The organism is Hydrogenophaga laconesensis (genome assembly GCF_031457235.1).
GTDB lineage: Bacteria > Pseudomonadota > Gammaproteobacteria > Burkholderiales > Burkholderiaceae_C > Hydrogenophaga > Hydrogenophaga laconesensis.
In genome coordinates, this window is the sequence record NZ_JAVDWE010000020.1 from 47,440 (window position 1) to 65,036 (window position 17,597).

Here is a 17,597-nt window from a genome sequence, read left to right on the forward strand (position 1 = left end):
TCATTCAACCAGTGCGGCGCCCCGCCATTCAAACTAAACACCTTCCTGGATCATGCTGAAAACGCCACGTTCCTTTGTCAAAGCCCTTGTGGTCACCTACCTGTTGTCTGCACTGGCAGCATGCGAAAAACTTCATTGCCGCCAACTTCACAGGGAACTGATTCGTTGAACAGCCCGCACCCGATCATGAAAACAGAAGACCTTTCCCCCTGGCAGCACCACCACGTCTTCGACCAGAGCAACCCGATGGCCGAGCGCTGTACCCGCGCCGTGATGTGGATCACCGCCGTTGCGATGGTGGTCGAGATCGTGGCGGGCTGGTGGTTCAACTCGATGGCGCTGCTCGCGGACGGCTGGCACATGAGCTCACACACCGTGGCCATTGGTGTGAGTGCCTTCGCCTACGCAGCAGCCCGTCGCTATGCACGCGACCCCCGCTTTGCTTTCGGCACCTGGAAGATCGAAGTGCTCGGCGGCTTTGCCAGCGCCATTTTCTTGCTGGGGGTGGCCGTCTTCATGGTGGTGGCTTCAATGGAGCGGATGTTTTCGCCCCAGCCTATCCAGTATCAGGAGGCTATCGCCGTGGCGGTGCTTGGGTTGATCGTCAATGTGGTGTGCGCGATGATCCTGGGAAAGGCCCACCACCATGGGCACGGCCATGATGATCACCATGGCCACGGCGGTGGTCACGCCCATGAAGCCAGCACGGACCTCAACCTCAACTCGGCCTACTTGCATGTGATCGCAGACGCCACCACGTCCGTGCTAGCCATTGTGGCTCTGGTGGGTGGCTGGGTGTATGGCTGGTCGTGGCTGGACCCGGTGATGGGTATCGTGGGTGCCGTGCTGGTGGCGTACTGGGCCAAAGGGTTGATTGCCGAAACCAGCCGTGTGCTGCTGGATCGGGAAATGGACCACTCCGTGGTGGACGAGATTCGGGAAGTCATCGAAGGAGGGTTAGCTGCAGATGTGACACGCCTGACCGATCTGCACGTGTGGCGTGTGGGAAAACAGGCATTTCCCTGTGCGCTCAGTGTTGTGACAGATGACCGTGACCTCTCCCCCCAACAATTGCGCGAGCGATTGGCCGTTCACGAAGAAATCGTTCACGCAACGATCGAGATTCATCATCGAACCGAAACACGGGTCGCGGCTCCTCATGGCATCTGAAAGCTGCCCTGGCGGAGGTCTCTCGCCATAGAATCCCTTTCATGCGCCGTCTGCTAGCCGTCCTTCTGTGTCTGCTGATCCCCTTGCAGGGATTCGCTGCGCCGCAGACCGGGGAGCCGCCCTGCCCGATGCAAGCCATGATGGCGATGCAGCCGGACGCCGGCAACGCGATGGACGTCACCGCCCAGGCGGACGGCATGTCCGACTGCTGCAACGACCTCGCCACCTTCGAGCACACCGGCCAGGCCTGCAAGACCGGTCAGGCCTGCGCGGCACTCGCCGCCTGGATGCCCCCGGCCGGCGTGCCGCGGTTCGAGCCCCTTGCGGCCGCGGCCCCGCCGATGCCGATCCTGCGCGCCCGGGCCCCCGGCGCGCCCGCCAGCCTCTGGCGCCCCCCCTCCCTGATCTGACCTCCCCGCACGGCGCAGACCGCCCCGACCCGGGTGGTTCCTGCCATCGCGCGTTGACCGGGCTGCTGCCCGCACGCGCACGCTTTGGAGCTCAGACATGGAACAACACCTTCTCTCGACAGCCCGCGCGCGGGCCCCGTGGCACGCGCTGGCCGCCGCCATCACCTGGCTGGCCATCGCGACAACGCCCGCCGCTGCGGCCACACCTGAACCGCTGAGCCTGGGTGCGGCGGTTCGCTTGGCGCTGGCGCATTCGCGCGGGCTGCCTGCCTCCGATGCCGCGGCCGCAGGCGCGCGCGACATGGCGGTGGCCGCCGCACAGCGGCCTGACCCCGTGCTGCGTCTCTCGCTCGACAACCTGCCGGTGAACGGGCCGGACCGCTTCAGCACCACACGCGACTTCATGACCATGCGCTCGGTCGCGCTCATGCAGACGCTGCCCAACGCCGACAAGCGGCGCGCGCGCGGTGAACGTTTCGAGCGTGAGGCCGATGCGGCGCTGAGCGAACGCGCGCAACGCGCCACCCTGCTGCAAACCGAGGTGGCCCAGGCCTGGCTGGAACGCCGTATGCAGGAGCAGCGTGTGCTGTTGCTGCAGTCGCAGATCACCGAAGCGCGTGTGTTGGTGCAGACCACAGAGGCTGCCCTGCGCGGCGGGCGTGGCTCCACGGCCGATGCGCTGAGCGCGCGCGAGGCATTGGCTCAGTTGGAGCAAGGCTTGATCGGCGCACAGGCCGAGCGCGCCAACGCTCGCCTCACGCTGGCGCGCTTCACCGGCGGCCCGCCCGACCAACCGCTCGCCGATCCCCCACCATGGCAACGCGGCACGGCCACGATCGGCCAGATGGACCTCTTGCCCGATCTTGCCGCGCTGCAGGCCCGCGAAGCCGTGGCCCGGGCCGAGGCCGAGGTAGCCCGCCAAGAACTCAGGCCCGACTGGAGCGCCGAGGTCATGTTCAGCCAGCGCGGCTCGCAGTTCTCCAACATGGTGTCGGTCGGTATCTCCGTCCCGCTGCAGTGGGACAAGCCTCAGCGCCAGCAACGCGAACTGGCTGCGCGTCTGGCCCGCGTGACCGAACTGGAGGCCGAGCGCGAAGAGAAGACCCGCGAGCGAGCGCTGCAAGTGCAGCGCTGGCAGCAGGACTGGCGCGCAGGGCGGGATCGACTGGCCTACCTGGATGCGCAGCGTCAGCCGCTGGCCACGCAGCGTGTTGACGCTGCGCTGGCCGCATACCGAGGCGGTCGCGAAGGCCTGGGCGCCGTGCTGCAGGCGCGCCGCGACGCGCTGAACCTTGCCCTGGAACGCCTGACCCTGGAGCGCGACACCGCGGGCCTGTGGGCGCAACTCGAATACCTGCTCCCCGACACCACGACTGGAGTGAAGCCATGAACAAGACAAGATCCCTCATCGCACTGGCCACTGTGGCCGCTCTCTCTGGCGTGGGCGTTGGCGCCTGGTGGCTGGGCATGAAGCAAGGCAGGGGCGACACCACTTCGGCCACCGCGCAAACGGCAGCAAGCACCAGCGCCCTCGACGACCCGTCGCAGTGGACCATCCCGCAAGGCGAAGAGGCCACGCGCCGGCATATCCGAGATGCACTCAAGGCCGGTGATGTGGACCCGGCAACGGGTCGGCGCATCCTGAATTACCACGACCCCATGGTGCCGGGCAAGAACTTCGACGCGCCCGCCAAGTCGCCCTTCATGGACATGATGCTGGTGCCACGCTACGCCGGCAGCGACGCGGCGGACACCAGCAGCGTTACGGTGAGCCCGCGCGTCCAGCAAAACCTGGGCTTGCGCACCGCGCCGGTGATTGAAGGCGCGCTGGTGTCGGAAGTGACGGCGGTGGGCAATGTGGCCTGGAACGAACGCGAACGTGTGGAGCTGAGTTCACGCGCCATGGGCTTCGTGGAGAAGTTGCATGTGAAAGCCGCGCTCGACCGCGTGGCCGCCGGTGCGCCACTGGCCGAACTCTACGTGCCCGACTGGGTGTCCGCGCAGGAGGAGTACTTGGCGCTGGCCCGCCTGAGCGGCCCGGGAACCGACGCGCTGCAGGATGCCGCGCGCCAGCGCATGCGCCAGGCCGGCATGACGACCGCCCAGATCGAGCACGCGGTGGCATCGGGCAGGGTGCAGTCACGCTTCACAATCACCGCGCCCATCGCCGGCATCGTGAGCGAACTCCTGGTGCGCGAGGGTGCCACGGTGATGCCCGGTGCCACGTTGATGCGCCTGCAGGGCACCCGCACGGTGTGGGCCGAGGGGGCGGTGCCCGAAAGCCAGGCCGCGCTGTTGCGACCGGGTGCGCGGGTGCGCACCACCAGCCCGGGCGCGCCGGGCCAGACGTTTGAAGGCCAGGTGCAGGCGCTGCTGCCCGAGGTGGATGCGGTCACGCGAACCATCCGCGCGCGGGTCGAGCTGGCCAACCCGCAGGGCCGGCTGGTGCCGGGCATGCTGGTGAGCATGCGGCTGGCCCTCCCGAAGGCAGCAGCGAGCTTGCTGGTGCCCAGCGACGCGGTGATCCACACCGGGCGGCGCAGCGTGGTGATGGTGGCCGAAGACGGGGGACGCTTTCGCCCGGTGGAGGTGACTGCGGGCCTGGAGGTGGGAGGCCAGACCGAGATCAGCGCCGGCCTGCAGCTGGGCCAGCGCGTGGTGCTCTCGGGGCAGTTCCTGATCGACTCCGAAGCCAGCCTGCGCGGGCTGGAGGCCCGGCTCAATCCGGCGCCCGCGCCCATGTCCACGCTCACGCCACAGCGCTACACCACCGATGCGGTGATCGACGCCCTGAGCGGTGACACGGTCACGCTCGCGCACCCACCGATTCCCGCGCTGAAGTGGCCGCAGATGCAGATGGGCTTTCAGTTACCGCCGCGCTCGGAACAACCACGCGATCTCAAGGCAGGCGATCGGTTAACGATCGAATTTGAAATGCAGGATGGCCAAGTGCCGCGCATCACCAGCCTGCAGCGCGTCGCACCGGGGGTCGGCAAATGATCGCCGGGCTGATCCGCTGGAGCATCTACAACCGCTTTCTGGTTCTGCTTGCCACTGCGCTGCTGAGTGCCTGGGGCGTGGTGGCGCTGCAGCGCACGCCGCTGGACGCCTTGCCCGACCTGTCCGACACGCAGGTGATCATCCGCACCACCTGGCCCGGTCAGGCACCGCAGATCGTGGAGAACCAGGTCACCTACCCGCTCACTACCACGATGCTCTCGGTGCCCGGTACGAAGGCGGTGCGCGGCTTCTCGATGTTCGGCGACAGCTTCGTCTATGTGCTGTTCGACGACAAAGTGGACCTGTACTGGGCGCGTTCGCGTGTGCTGGAGTACCTGAACCAGGTGCAGGCGCGCCTACCCGCCACGGCCAAGACCTCGCTCGGGCCCGACGCCACCGGCGTCGGCTGGATCTACCAGTACGCGCTGGTGGACCGCTCCGGCCAGCAGGACGTGGCGCAGCTGCGCGCGCTGCAGGACTGGTTTCTGCGCTTCGAGCTCAAGATCGTGCCCGACGTGGCCGAGGTGGCCAGTGTGGGCGGCGTGGTCAAGCAGTACCAGATCGTGCTCGACCCCGACAAGATGGCCGCCTACCGCGTGACGCAGGCCATGGTGGCCGAGGCGGTGGCGCGCGGCAACCAGGAGGCCGGTGGCTCGGTGCTGGAACTGGGCGAGGCCGAGTACGCGGTGCGCGCCAGCGGTTACCTGAAGACGCTCGACGACTTCCGCGCCATCCCGCTCATTACCAGCAGCGCCGGTGTGTCGGTGCGCCTGGGCGATGTGGCGCGCGTTCAGATCGGGCCCGAAATGCGGCGCGGCATCGGCGAGCTCAACGGCGAAGGCGAGGCCGTCGGCGGTGTGGTGGTGATGCGCTCGGGCAAAAACGCGCTGCAGACCATCGCCGCGGTGAAGACCCGGCTGGCCGAACTGCAGCGCAGCCTGCCGGCGGGTGTGGAGATCGTGCCGGTGTATGACCGCTCGGGCCTGATCGAACGCGCGGTGAAGAACCTGGGCGAAAAACTGCTGGAGGAGTTCATCGTGGTGGCGCTGGTGTGTCTGGCCTTCCTGTTCCATCTGCGCAGCGCGCTGGTGGTCAGCATCTCGCTGCCGCTGGGCGTGTTGATGGCCTTCATCGTGATGCAACATCAGGGCATCAACGCCAACGTGATGTCGCTGGGTGGCATCGCCATTGCCATCGGCGCGATGGTGGACGCGGCCATCGTGATGATCGAGAACGCCCACAAGCACCTGGAGCGCTGGGCACACCGGCACCCGGGTGAGACGCTGCAGGGCGAGCCGCGCTGGCGCGTGATCGGAGACGCTGCGGCCGAGGTCGGTCCGGCGCTGTTCTTCTCGCTGCTCATCATCACGCTGAGCTTCATCCCGGTGTTCACGCTGGAGGCCCAGGAGGGCCGGCTGTTCGCGCCGCTGGCCTTCACCAAGACCTATGCCATGGCGGCCTCCGCTGGCCTGGCTGTCACGCTGATTCCGGTGCTGATGGGCTACCTGATCCGCGGGCGCATTCCGGCCGAGACCGCCAACCCGCTGAACCGCGCGCTGATCGCGCTGTACCGACCGGTGCTCGACGCGGTGCTGAAGAGGCCCAAACTCACGCTGGGGGTGGCGGCTCTGGTGCTGCTGGCCAGCCTGTGGCCGCTCCAGCACATCGGCAGCGAGTTCATGCCGCCGATGGACGAAGGCGATCTGCTCTACATGCCCACCGCGCTGCCCGGCCTGTCGGCCGCCAAGGCGGCCGAGCTGTTGCAGCAGACCGACCGCCTGATCAAGACAATCCCCGAGGTGCAGAGCGTGTACGGCAAGGCCGGGCGCGCCGAGACCGCCACCGACCCGGCACCGCTGGAGATGTTCGAGACCACGGTCCAGCTCAAGCCGCGCAACGAATGGCGCGCCGGTCTGACCCCCGAGGCACTCATTGAAGAACTCGACCGCACCGTGCGGGTGCCGGGCCTCTCCAACATCTGGGTGCCACCGATCCGCAACCGCATCGACATGCTGGCCACCGGCATCAAGAGCCCGGTGGGCGTGAAGGTGGCCGGGCCCGACCTGGCCACCATCGACCGCCTGACCCGCCAGATCGAGCAGGCGGTGAAGAACGTGCCCGGTGTGAGCAGCGCGCTGGCCGAGCGCCTGACGGGTGGGCGCTACATCGACGTGGACATCCGCCGCGCAGACGCAGCGCGCTACGGCCTGAACATCGCCGACGTGCAGGACATCGTGGCCGGCAGCGTGGGAGGCATGAACATCGGCGAAACGGTGGAGGGCCTGCAGCGCTTCCCGATCAACCTGCGCTACCCGCGCGAGCTGCGCGACTCGCTGCCCGAACTGCGCGCACTGCCCATCGTGGCGCCGGGCGGTCAGCGCCTGGTGCTGGCCGATGTGGCCGACCTGCGCATCACTGAAGGGCCACCCATGCTGCGCAGCGAGAATGCGCGCCTGGCCGGCTTTGTGTATGTGGACATCCGCGGGCGCGACCTGCGCGGCGCGGTGCTGGACATGCAGCGTGCGGTGGCTCAGCAGGTGGTTTTGCCTGCGGGGTACTCGGTGTCGTGGTCGGGGCAGTTCGAATACCTGGAACGCGCCACGGCCAAGCTCAAGCTGGTGGTGCCGGTCACGCTGCTCATCATCTTCGTGCTGCTGTACCTGATCTTCCACCGCTTCGACGAGGCGCTGCTGATCATGGCCACGCTGCCATTCGCGCTGGTGGGCGGTGTGTGGTTCCTGTGGCTGCTTGGGCACAACCTGTCGGTGGCGAGCATGGTGGGCTTCATCGCACTGGCGGGGGTAGCGGCCGAGTTCGGCGTGATCATGCTGATCTACCTCAAGCAGGCCTGGCGAGAACGGCTGGACGCCGGGCTGGACGGCGACTCCTCGCTGCTGGACGCGATCCGGGAAGGCGCGGTGCTGCGGGTGCGCCCCAAAGCCATGACGGTGGCCACCATCGTGGCTGGGTTGCTGCCGCTGTTCTGGGGCTTGGGCACCGGCAGCGAGGTGATGCAGCGCATCGCGGCACCCATGATCGGCGGCATGATCAGCGCGCCGCTGCTGTCGCTGTTTGTGGTGCCGGTGGCCTACCGGCTGATGCGAAAGTCGCGTTGACGCTGTCTCGGATTGGCCGTAGACCGCTGCTTACAACCGTGCCAGCCGCAAAGCGCTTCGGAGGCCGACAGCAGGGGCACGCTGCCCATGCCTCTTGAGCATCCTCCGCGCGCGCACTAGCGTCGGTCCCCGTCTGAATGCGGAGCGCTTCTTCGGAGCTTTCACTGAATCTGCGCGTGCGATGTGGAGTGCGACGCGGTTGCCGAAAGCAAGCTTTTGAGGTGCGAGTGGACGGCAGATATCAAGTTTGATTTTGTGCGGTAGATGCCTACTTCATTCGCCGATCGTCTCCTACAGACTTGGACTGCGGAGGGTGGTCAAATTTTTTGATTACGGATCAAAAGAACCGCGACAGCCCTTGGCCCGTATTTCACTCGGCAAGGAGAAATGATGAAAAACGGCAACCACGCCTCCCCAGATTCGGGCACGCAGCATGAAAGCATTGGTCACTACACTTTGTTCGTGATCAATATGGTCCTCAGCCTAACAGTCATGTATTTCGTCATGTTTTCCATGATCGATGGCTGGTTTGATTTCCGCAATAACCTGAACATGCTCTATATGGCACTGACCATGGTCGCCCCGATGGGCATCATCATGCTCTTTACCATGCGCGGCATGTATCAGAGAAAGCCGCTCAATTGGGCGCTTCATGTCGTCCTCGCCCTGATTTTCGTCGCCGCATTGGCCGCCACACGTCAACAAAGCGCGATTGGCGACAGACAATTCATTGCATCGATGATCCCGCACCACTCTGGCGCCATCCTGATGTGTCGTGAAGCCCGCATCCAGGACGTGGAGCTTATTAAACTGTGTGAGGAAATCACAAGTGCTCAGCGCAGGGAGATTGAGCAGATGAATGCAATCCGGGCTCGGCTGGAGTGAAGGGCGCAGAACTCGTAGTTTGGTCCTGATCAACATCAGATCGTCGTGCACGCAATGCGGTGGGCCCACATGCCGTGGTACTGAAGTCTGTTCGGGCGGCTGTACACCGCCGCTGATTGCAACAGTTCTCGCTTGGCAAATCCCGAAACGAAGGGGCAGGGGCAGTCTTCGATTGGTACCTGCCAAAACACGCTTCGAACTCGCGTCTGGTTAGAGATTTGGGCAAGGTGTCGGAGCCCAAAAAATGCAGATAAACGCTTGCTAAGCTGGCTCCCCCATGGCCTGGGCAGCTCTAAGGTTTTCCGCATTGGTTCCAGATGGTGGGATGGAGTGCTGGTTAACCCTCGGCTGCAAACCCGGTTTTCTGCACCGAGATTGAGATCAACCCTATGAGGGCGTCTAAGCGTCAGGCAGCCCTTTGACTTGCCCAGGAAAGTTCGGGCATGCTCGCTCGCACGGATTTCGCATAAGTCGTAGACCACCGACTTGGTGTTCTCGAAGGCACCGCAGCCTCAGAGGTAGGCTCGATGTGTTTTGCCGTTGCCGGGCTTGGCAGTGGTGGCGGCCTCACGTGGCCATACGTGCTACTTACGAAGCTGCCGCAAGACATCGAAAGGGCGTGAATCCGGCAAAACGATACTTCAGTGGCTTCCATGCACAGAGGGTTTCTTGATCTTCACAACGGTATCCGTTGAGGGCTTTTCCTTGCGAGGCATGGACTGTCCTCCCTCGGCCTTGAAGCGGGCTGGTTCGGCCATCGGGCCAGTATATTCATAAGCCACCGTGCCTTCGGGGTGCTTGTACCAACCGGGGTTCTTGTAGTCCCCCGGCTTTTGGTCCCGGCGAACTTTCACGACGCTGAACATGCCGCCCATCTCGACCGATCCATAGGGGCCGTCTCCCGTCATCATAGGGATCGTGTTGTCTGGTATAGGCATTTCCATCTCGGTCATATCCGCCATGCCGCGCTCTCCCATCACCATGTAATCGGGAATGAGATTGTTGATCTTCTTTGCCACCCCACGGTGATCTACGCCGATCATGGTGGGAATGTCATGACCCATTGCGTTCATGGTGTGGTGGCTCTTATGGCAATGGAAGGCCCAGTCACCTTCCTCATCCGCCAAGAACTCGATCTGACGCATCTGACCGACTGCCACGTCCGCGGTGACCTCATAAAGCCGTGTACTCTTGGGCGTGGGACCTCCATCGGTACCAGTCACGATAAACTCGTGGCCGTGCAGATGCATTGGGTGATTGGTCATCGTCAGGTTGCCGACCCGTATGCGGACCTTGTCGTTCAGGCGTACGTTCAGAGAGTCAATGCCGGGGAAGATGCGACTGTTCCAACTCCACAAATTGAAGTCGAGCATCGTCATGATTTTTGGCGTGTAACTTCCAGGATCGATGTCGTAGGCGTTGAGAAGGAAGCAAAAATCGCGATTCACCTCGTCAATCAGCGGGTTCTTCGTCTTGGGATGCGTAATCCAAAAGCCCATCATTCCCATGGCCATTTGAGTCATTTCATCCGCATGGGGGTGATACATAAATGTGCCCGGGCGGCGCGCCACGAATTCGTAGACGAAAGTCTTTCCGGGCTGAATGGCGGGCTGGTTCAACCCCGCCACCCCATCCATTCCGTTGGGGAGTCGTTGCCCATGCCAATGAATACTGGTGTGTTCAGACAACTTGTTGGTCACAAACACCCGAACGCGATCACCCTCGACAACTTCGATGGTGGGGCCAGGGCTCTGGCCGTTATATCCCCAAAGGTGGGCTTTGAAGCCAGGAGCCATTTCTCGCACCACGGGCTCAGCCACCAAGTGAAACTCCTTAACGCCTTGGTTCATCCGCCAGGGCATCGTCCAGCCATTGAGTGTGACCACCGGGTTGTAGGGGCGGCCCGAATTCGGCACCAAGGGTGCCATGGTGTCGGGACTGGTTTGAATGACAGGCTCAGGCAGCGCCGCCATGGCCACCCGGCTCACGCTCGCGGCGGCCACTGCCCCTCCGGCAATACCAGCAACGCGGAAAAAATCTCTTCTCGAGGTCATTTTTGGTTTCCTTTGGAATCAATGAGCTGCGCCAGATTCAGCGGAGACTCCAGCACTGCCGCCCGAGGCTCCAGCGCTCGTAGGCTTTCCGATGAGGGAGGCTTGGAGGGCAGCGTTCGCTTGCCAGAACTGCTGCTCGGCGTTGAGGGCCGCCATGACCGAGTTCACTTGATCGCGAGAGTCGGCCAGCAACTCGAAGACACTAATAAGCATTCCGTTGTAACGAAACTGATTTTCTTCGGAGATGATTTTCCTAAGCGGAATCACCTCATCGCGGTAGTGCCGAGCGACGTCATAAGCGGTACGGTAAGCGGAATAGCTTTCTCGAACATTTGATCCAGCCGCGCGAGCCGTCGCCTCCAGGCGGTTAGCAGCGGCCAACGTCTGTGCATTCATCGAGTCGCGCCGCATACCTCCCCAATCGAAAATCGGCAGCTCTAAGCTAATCTCGAACCCGCGACGTGTCTGCCTGGAATTGTCTGCCGCGTCAAAAACGGAATCTTTTCGAATTCCTAACTCAATGTCTGTGAACGTCGAGACAGTGTTCCAGCCTTGCGCACGGGCGGTTGCATCATATTCCGCTTTAGCGATCTGAAGATCCAAGCGACCTTGGGACGCTTGACGGCCCGCTTCTTGGGGAGAAAAAGGCTCTTTGGGCAACATAGGCAAACGCTCTGGCAGCTTGAGCATCACTGCTTGGTCGTCATCCAGGCCCAGCAACCTGATCAACTCTTCACGAGCTGCTGTGGACTGGTGCTGGGCACCGGCTAATTGGGTCGCCGTATCCGCATAGAAGGCTTGCTGGCGTGCACGGTCGAGCTTGTTGAAATTGCCGATTGCTTGCAGCCTCTTGGCCAATTCGGCACTGGCTTGGGCACTCGCAAAGACTTGCTGGGTGTACGAGAAAGTCTGCTGGGCCGCGACAGCACGCACCCAGGCTTGGCGAACTTGAGTGACTTGATCGACCACATCGCTGCTCAGGCGAAGTTGGGCCTGCTTGATGCGCCCTTCTGCAATGCCTTTGCGCGCAGGCAACATCAATAAGTCCAGCAGGCCGAAGGACAGGAGTCGCCCAATTTCGGTCTCGTCTCCCAAGCGCATACGCTCGAGGCTAAGAATTGGATTGGCAATGCGGCCGGTTTGGGCTGCCATGGAAGCGTCAGCCCAACTTTGAGCCACCATGGCCTGCATTGACGGACTGTTGACGAGCGCGAGCTGAACCGCGTCTTTCTGCTCCAGCGGCTTACTCAGCAGATCCAAAGCGCGTCTGCGCAAGCCATCACGTTCGCGTTGGTCACGGGCAAGTGTGAGCTGGCCATCCGTAAAACTGTTTGCCGCCGCATTGGCACTAGACAGGCTCTGTTCCAGATTCACACTGGCGCAACCCGACAACACCACAACAGCAGTTGCAGCGATCGCGACTTTCGTATGGCGCATTCGCAAGAGGCGGATCATTTCTTCCCTCCATGAGCGGCATCATGTCCTGGAGCAGGCTGATCAGATTGGGTCGCAGGCTCCGCTTGGCGCATCTCCTTGGCGTAGGCACGCCATCCCCCGATCTCCCCCACCTTGTCATTGGCTTCCTTCCAAGATTGAACAGACTGCTCCTTGTAGGCCTCGTATTCCGACAAAGCCGATCTGTAAGCAAGCTTGTAATCCGTCTTGATGGTTTCCGGCTCTGGAGCCTGCGCTAATGCGAGAGACGGAACGACAAATACAGCCGCTAGGAAGCAGCGTACCTGGTTTTTAGCGAGCAGATGAGTTTTCATATTTCTCCGCAGTTTTTAAGAAGATAGGTTTCCCGAATTCACGGGCGAATAGTCAACCCTAGAGCACCCGCCCAATGTTCACCTCGCCCATGGCTGAATCGAGGTACATGAATAAAGGTCTTTAGAAGTTCCATGGGCCATGCATGCCAGGCGAAGTTCACCGGCGATGTAGTTCTTGATGTTCAGGTCTCTGTATCATGGAAAAGAAGCACCCCACAGCGTGGTCCAGGCATTTACCAGCCAGAGCTTCAACTGCAACCCTTGTTTGGATCTCTGAGCGACCGACAATTGCTGCTTTTCGCAAACTGGCCCAGCACGGAAGTCTCTGCAGCTCTAACCCTGCGGTTCGCCAAAGCCGTATCGCTGCTCGCAGTCAAATCATTTGCGAGATTGGATGTCAGTTACGACCATCTTGCCTGCTTCCTGGATGACGATGAACTGAATTTTTTCACCCACCTGAACCTTGTCCAACATTGCCTTGTCCTTGGCTGTGAAAACCATAGTCATTGCGGGCATATCCAGGTGCATAATTTCTCCATGTTTGATCGTAATCTTCCCGCCTTCTTTGTCAATCTTGCGGATTTCACCATCCGTCAAGCCTGGAGTGGCTGCCGTTCCCATCTTTCCTTGCTCCATACCCGACTTATTTTGCACCATCGTCATTTGCGCCGGTACGGGACCAGCAGGTGCTAGTGAAGGCGAGATAGCTGATGCTGACTTGTTGGTCACACTAATTTGACCCTTCATCCCCGCCTCGTAGTGCCCCGGGTGAAGGCAGGCGAAATCAACGACTCCACCCTTGGTGAAACGCCAGATGACCTCACCTGTTTTTCCGGGCTTTAAAGAAATTTTGTTAGCTTCTTCATGCACCATGCCCGGATTTTTTTTCATCACCTCGTAGTGCTCTTTTAATTCCTTTTCCGTGCCCAGGCTGAATTCGTGCGGTACCTTGCCAGAATTTGTGACGACAAAGCGGATCGTTTCTCCCTTCTTTACGGCTACCAGGGAGGGAGTGAAACGCATGCTATCTGAGGCATCGACTTGAATGGTCCGTGAGACTTTGCCAGCAACACCAGCTTCACCGATGGGCGATTCATCGTGTCCGCCGCCGTGTATGCCCGCCGCAGTAGCAGACGAGGCGGCAAGAAGAGTCGCCGCGAACAAAAGACCTGAGCGCTTGGTGAAGGAAGCTTGCGCGAATGTCATTTGAACTCCTGGCAATTAAGGTAAAGAGGTGAACGGAAAGTTTAAACAAGTGCTTCAGCCCAATATGGGCGCTGACGCCGACAGGAAAAATGCAAGGCCTGAAGTCGACTAAGGTTACCTAATGGACAGTTCTGTCTTTTGGACTCCCTATTCGCTATGGTCGAAGTATGTATATGCCTGCCTGACGCGAGCCCGTCTGCTTCCTTACAATGGTGTCAGGTTCGGTTGCAACCAGCCGCTGGCAGTGGAAATCACGCTAGGGAGCGTCTGCACGACCCTGGCGCCCCTTGGTCCGGTGTGAGACAGTGACGGCATGAAACAAGTCAGCTTGGGCGAGAGGATTCGAGCGCAAAACCAAGAGGACGCGCAAGCGCGAGTTCCTCGACGAGATGAACCTGGTGGTGCCGTGGGACGAGCTGATTGCGCCGCATGCGCCAGCGCGCGGCGCCAAAGGGGAGCGCCCGCCGTTTGCCGTCGAGACCATGCTGCACATTCACTTCGTCCAGCAGTTGTTCAACCTCTCGGACCCGTCCATGGAAGAGGCTGCACGACATGGCGCTGTTTCGTGAATTCGTGGGCCTGGATGCCGGGGCAGACAACCTGCCTGACGAGAGCGCCATCCTGCGGTTCCGTCATCTGCTCGACGCCCACAACCTGAGCTTGCAGATTCTGGCTATCGTCAACGCCACGCTGGCCGCCGAGGGGCTCCTTCTGAAGAGTGGCACGGTGGTTGTGCCACCTTGATCGCAGCACCGAGTTCGACCGAGAACAGCAGTGGCGGGCGCGACCCCGAGATGCACCAGACCAAGAAGGGCAACCAGTGACACTCGGGATGAAGGCGCACATAGGGGTCGATGCGGACTCGGGCCTGGTGCACACGGTGGTGGGTACAGCGGCCAACGTCAACGACGTGACGCAGGCGCACGCACTGGTGCATGGAGAAGAAACGGACGTCTTTGCCGACGCTGGTTACCAGGCGTGGGCAAGCGCGAAGAGACCCAAGACATCGCCGTCAACTGGCACGTGGCCATGCGACCGAGCAAGCGCAAGGTGCTGGACAAGAGCACGCCGATGGGCGCGATCATGGACCAGTTGGGGTCCAAAACCCCTCTTCCGCATGCCCATAAATAAGCCTCGATAAGATATAGTTATCGAGACTTATCGCCCCGCCCAACGGGAGGAGTGCTTGCACTTTCGTCACGAAACAGGATCCCCATGCGCCTGCCCATCCTCCAGAAAACGCCCGCGCTGCAGCCGCACGAACTCAGCGATGTGACCGCGCAGGCCGTGGCAGAGCTGTTGCGCGAGGGCGAGTCGCTCAACACGCAGCTGAGCTACCGCAGCGCACTTCGATATTGGGCTGCCTGGTACGGTATCCGCTACGGTGCGCAGATCGGCCTGCCTTTGCCCGCGGCTTGTGTGCTGCAGTTCATCGTCGACCATGCGCAGCGCAGCGGCCCCAAGGGCCTGGTGCACGAACTCCCGCCCGAGATCGACGCTGCCCTGGTTCAGGCCGGCTACAAGGGCAAGCCGGGGCCGATGGCGCACAACACGCTGGTGCACCGCCTGGCCGTTCTGTCCAAGGCTCACCAGGCGCGCGACATGAAAAACCCATGTCAGGACCCCAAGGTGCGCGAGCTGCTCTCACGCACGCGCAAGGCCTATGCAAAACGGGGTGAGCTGCCCAAGAAGAAGGATGCGCTGACCAAGGACCCGCTGCAGCTGGTGCTGGCCACCTGCGACGATTCTTTGAAGGGCAAGCGGGACCGGGCCCTGCTGCTGTTCGCGTGGTCCAGTGGCGGGCGCCGGCGGTCCGAGATCGCGGCGGCCGACATGAAATTCCTCAAGCGCCTGGGCCCCGGCGAGTTCAGTTACGAGATGGCCTTCTCCAAGACCAACCAGAGTGGCATTGATCGGCCCGAGAACCACAAGCCGGTGCTGGGCGCCGCCGGCGCCGCTCTGGACGACTGGCTGGTGGCCAGCGGCGTCAACGAAGGGGCGATCTTTCGCCGCGTGCTCAAGGGTGGCCACGTGGGCGGCCCGCTGTCGGCAGCGGCCGTGCGCGACATCGTCCAGACGCGGTGCCTTCTGGCTGGTGTGGAGGGTGAGTTTTCTGCGCATTCGCTGCGCTCCGGTTTTGTCACCGAGGCTGCAGTGCAGAACGTATCCATTGCGGACACGATGGCGATGACTGGACATCAATCTGTCGCAGTCGTTGTCGCGTATCAGCGGCGCGTGGCGATGGCCAGCAACCCCGGTACTCCGCATCTCCAGGTGGGCTTCCACAAACGCGGAATCCAGTTCGTAGAACAGCCACGCTTCGTCGGCCGCGAGACGGAAGAACTGGAAGTTGCAGCCAAGGGCATGCCCTGGGCACTGCGGGTACCGGACATGGACTGGATCCTTGACTCGCGTTCGTCGTCCTTGAAGAAGGACAACATTTTTCCCACGGTACCAACCGCAGAGCTGGCGTGGAGAGTTCCGATAACCAAGTGTCCAGATTCCCCAGCCACAAAGGCCTGTTCGGCGGTTTCTCGGTCGCGAATCTCACCAATGACGATCACGTCAGGGCGTTGGCGCAACGCGGCTCGCACACCGTCGAGGAACGAGCCGCAATCGACACCAACCTCACGCTGTGAGAAGACCGACCGGTTGCGGGTAAAGAGGTATTCGATCGGATCTTCGACCGTGACCACATGGGAAGCTCGCATATCGTTGATGGCGTCGACCATGGCCGCCATCGTCGTGGTCTTGCCAGACCCGGTGGGACCGGAGACAAGGATCAATCCAGATGGGCTGTCGAGCAAAACGCGAATCACAGACGGAAGTCCTTGCTTCGCCAAATTGGGAGTCTCGGTGGGGATGCGACGAACGGATAGCATGAGCCGTTTGCCAGCAAAGGCCAGATAGGCATTCACACGAAGACGGTTTCCGTTGATCTCGAACGGTCGGTTGATTTCCCCATTCGTGATCAGTGCCGCCCAGTTTGCCTCGAGTCGCAGCAGAAATTCACGTAGGTCATCGTAGGTAGAGACTCTGCTTCTCCAATGCCTCGGCCAGGGAGCATGAGGGCAAGTTGTCCTTGTCTTCTGCTGCGGAATCGATGAGGTCAGGATAAAACTCAGCAATGTGCGGCAAGCGTTTCGGATCATCGTTGCGCGATCTGCGAGACGACACCTGACCAAGCACCACTTGACCGTCCGTGGAACGGTTACCAGTGTCCAGCCAATACCGAACCCCGCTCATGCAGTTCTCGAGCCCTCGCAAGATCCCAAGGCGTGCTGCTCGGTTACCCACACCTTTCGGGCCTTCTGCTCGCAACGGCACTGCCGTGGAGTTGTCGCCCGCTCGAACGATTCGAACCACCTGGTAGGTCTCGGTAAGCGCCTTCGCACGGCTTTGAAGCTCGGCTTCGGTCTTACCCTGGTAGCACTCCTTATTCGTGCAACGCGTGCCACTGAACGAGGTGTCAAACATCGCTTGCTGCAGACCAGTATTGAACTGGCAACCATTGCACTCCGTGCGATCGAAGATTGCAGCGCTCAGACTCTGCAGTGACTGCTCGGCCAGGAGAAGCTTGGCTTGTGAGTTGGTATTCAGAGGGACATGACGAAGCCCGCCGAAGCGGCGCTCAATGAGCATCAGTTGTGAAGAGAGTGCGCGAAAATTGTTGATTGATGACGACCGCACTTCGAACACACTCAAAGGGTCGTTCTGACCATCAATCTGCACGGTCATCTTCATCTGACGGCGGCAGGCGTTGCCCTCACTTTGCGCGAAGGCGCAGCGCTCAGGGCCAGGACAGGGAACATTGGCCAGGGTCGACGTGCTGTCACCAGCGATAGTGACTCGGACGGCATCTTTGCCGTCGCCTGCGCAGACTGGCGCACCAGTGGGTATTTCGGACCAACGTGACCGCTGGTTTCGGTATCGTGACCGAGGATTTCGGCCCATCGTGACCGACTCCGTTGTCGGTTCATCGTGACC

Annotated in this window: 12 protein-coding genes and 2 pseudogenes; 8 read left to right on the plus strand and 6 right to left on the minus strand. The window is 61.7% G+C overall.

Annotation, left to right across the window (positions count from 1 at the left end):
• Positions 1 to 186: 186 nt before the first annotated feature.
• The 6 genes from dmeF (at position 187) to J2X09_RS24800 (ending at position 8,581) form a co-directional block, all read left to right on the plus strand.
• Positions 187 to 1,170, plus strand: coding sequence for a CDF family Co(II)/Ni(II) efflux transporter DmeF (gene dmeF, locus J2X09_RS24775; RefSeq protein WP_204735676.1), 984 nt, complete (start codon positions 187 to 189; stop codon positions 1,168 to 1,170).
• Positions 1,171 to 1,211: 41 nt separating this feature from the next.
• Positions 1,212 to 1,580 (plus strand): hypothetical protein, encoded by a 369-nt coding sequence (locus J2X09_RS24780; RefSeq protein ID WP_204735675.1) that lies wholly within the window; start codon positions 1,212 to 1,214, stop codon positions 1,578 to 1,580.
• Between the two features lie 97 nt (positions 1,581 to 1,677).
• Positions 1,678 to 2,970, plus strand: a complete 1,293-nt coding sequence (locus J2X09_RS24785) for a TolC family protein (RefSeq protein WP_204735674.1) — start codon at positions 1,678 to 1,680, stop codon at positions 2,968 to 2,970.
• Positions 2,967 to 4,580, plus strand: a complete 1,614-nt coding sequence (locus tag J2X09_RS24790) for an efflux RND transporter periplasmic adaptor subunit (protein WP_204735673.1) — start codon at positions 2,967 to 2,969, stop codon at positions 4,578 to 4,580. The genes J2X09_RS24785 and J2X09_RS24790 overlap by 4 nt, the downstream gene beginning before the upstream one ends.
• On the plus strand, positions 4,577 to 7,696 hold the full coding sequence (locus tag J2X09_RS24795) for an efflux RND transporter permease subunit (protein WP_204735672.1): 3,120 nt from the start codon (positions 4,577 to 4,579) through the stop codon (positions 7,694 to 7,696). Before J2X09_RS24790 ends, J2X09_RS24795 begins: the two co-directional genes overlap by 4 nt.
• A gap of 390 nt (positions 7,697 to 8,086) precedes the next feature.
• Positions 8,087 to 8,581 (plus strand): DUF305 domain-containing protein, encoded by a 495-nt coding sequence (locus J2X09_RS24800; protein ID WP_310309661.1) that lies wholly within the window; start codon positions 8,087 to 8,089, stop codon positions 8,579 to 8,581.
• 641 nt (positions 8,582 to 9,222) lie between these two features.
• On the opposite strand, the gene J2X09_RS24805 is transcribed toward J2X09_RS24800, so the two are convergent.
• The 4 genes from J2X09_RS24805 to J2X09_RS24820 form a co-directional block, all read right to left on the minus strand.
• Complete coding sequence (locus tag J2X09_RS24805; protein ID WP_204735670.1) at positions 9,223 to 10,635, minus strand: multicopper oxidase family protein; 1,413 nt, start codon at positions 10,633 to 10,635, stop codon at positions 9,223 to 9,225.
• Between the two features lie 18 nt (positions 10,636 to 10,653).
• Positions 10,654 to 12,090, minus strand: a complete 1,437-nt coding sequence (locus J2X09_RS24810) for a TolC family protein (RefSeq protein WP_204735669.1) — start codon at positions 12,088 to 12,090, stop codon at positions 10,654 to 10,656.
• Positions 12,087 to 12,404 (minus strand): hypothetical protein, encoded by a 318-nt coding sequence (locus tag J2X09_RS24815; protein ID WP_204735668.1) that lies wholly within the window; start codon positions 12,402 to 12,404, stop codon positions 12,087 to 12,089. The genes J2X09_RS24810 and J2X09_RS24815 overlap by 4 nt, the downstream gene beginning before the upstream one ends.
• Before the next feature lie 378 nt (positions 12,405 to 12,782).
• Positions 12,783 to 13,610, minus strand: a complete 828-nt coding sequence (locus J2X09_RS24820) for a copper-binding protein (protein WP_204735667.1) — start codon at positions 13,608 to 13,610, stop codon at positions 12,783 to 12,785.
• A 313-nt stretch (positions 13,611 to 13,923) separates the two neighbouring features.
• On the opposite strand from J2X09_RS24820, the pseudogene J2X09_RS24825 reads away from it, so the two are divergent.
• Positions 13,924 to 14,705 (plus strand): annotated as a pseudogene (locus J2X09_RS24825) (IS5 family transposase); the annotation flags it as partial.
• Between the two features lie 120 nt (positions 14,706 to 14,825).
• Positions 14,826 to 15,863: pseudogene (locus tag J2X09_RS24830) on the plus strand (tyrosine-type recombinase/integrase); the annotation flags it as partial.
• Here J2X09_RS24830 and J2X09_RS24835 read toward each other — a convergent pair.
• Together J2X09_RS24835 and J2X09_RS24840 are read right to left on the minus strand one after the other, a co-directional pair.
• Positions 15,836 to 16,492, minus strand: a complete 657-nt coding sequence (locus J2X09_RS24835) for a type IV pilus twitching motility protein PilT (RefSeq protein ID WP_310309664.1) — start codon at positions 16,490 to 16,492, stop codon at positions 15,836 to 15,838. The pseudogene J2X09_RS24830 and the gene J2X09_RS24835 overlap by 28 nt on opposite strands.
• Before the next feature lie 136 nt (positions 16,493 to 16,628).
• Positions 16,629 to 17,597 (minus strand): recombination directionality factor (locus J2X09_RS24840; protein WP_445352006.1); only part of this gene is annotated, 969 nt, incomplete at its 5' end.

Bases quoted from the DNA above. Each gene is read 5' to 3' on its own strand.
- J2X09_RS24795 (WP_204735672.1), top strand. From the start codon at position 4,577: ATGATCGCCGGGCTGATCCGCTGGAGCATCTACAACCGCTTTCTGGTT.
- dmeF (WP_204735676.1), top strand. From the start codon at position 187: ATGAAAACAGAAGACCTTTCCCCCTGGCAGCACCACCACGTCTTCGAC.
- J2X09_RS24790 (WP_204735673.1), top strand. From the start codon at position 2,967: ATGAACAAGACAAGATCCCTCATCGCACTGGCCACTGTGGCCGCTCTC.
- J2X09_RS24810 (WP_204735669.1), bottom strand. From the start codon at position 12,090: ATGATCCGCCTCTTGCGAATGCGCCATACGAAAGTCGCGATCGCTGCA.
- J2X09_RS24835 (WP_310309664.1), bottom strand. From the start codon at position 16,492: ATGCTATCCGTTCGTCGCATCCCCACCGAGACTCCCAATTTGGCGAAG.
- J2X09_RS24780 (WP_204735675.1), top strand. From the start codon at position 1,212: ATGCGCCGTCTGCTAGCCGTCCTTCTGTGTCTGCTGATCCCCTTGCAG.
- J2X09_RS24785 (WP_204735674.1), top strand. From the start codon at position 1,678: ATGGAACAACACCTTCTCTCGACAGCCCGCGCGCGGGCCCCGTGGCAC.
- J2X09_RS24815 (WP_204735668.1), bottom strand. From the start codon at position 12,404: ATGAAAACTCATCTGCTCGCTAAAAACCAGGTACGCTGCTTCCTAGCG.
- J2X09_RS24805 (WP_204735670.1), bottom strand. From the start codon at position 10,635: ATGACCTCGAGAAGAGATTTTTTCCGCGTTGCTGGTATTGCCGGAGGG.
- J2X09_RS24820 (WP_204735667.1), bottom strand. From the start codon at position 13,610: ATGACATTCGCGCAAGCTTCCTTCACCAAGCGCTCAGGTCTTTTGTTC.
- J2X09_RS24800 (WP_310309661.1), top strand. From the start codon at position 8,087: ATGAAAAACGGCAACCACGCCTCCCCAGATTCGGGCACGCAGCATGAA.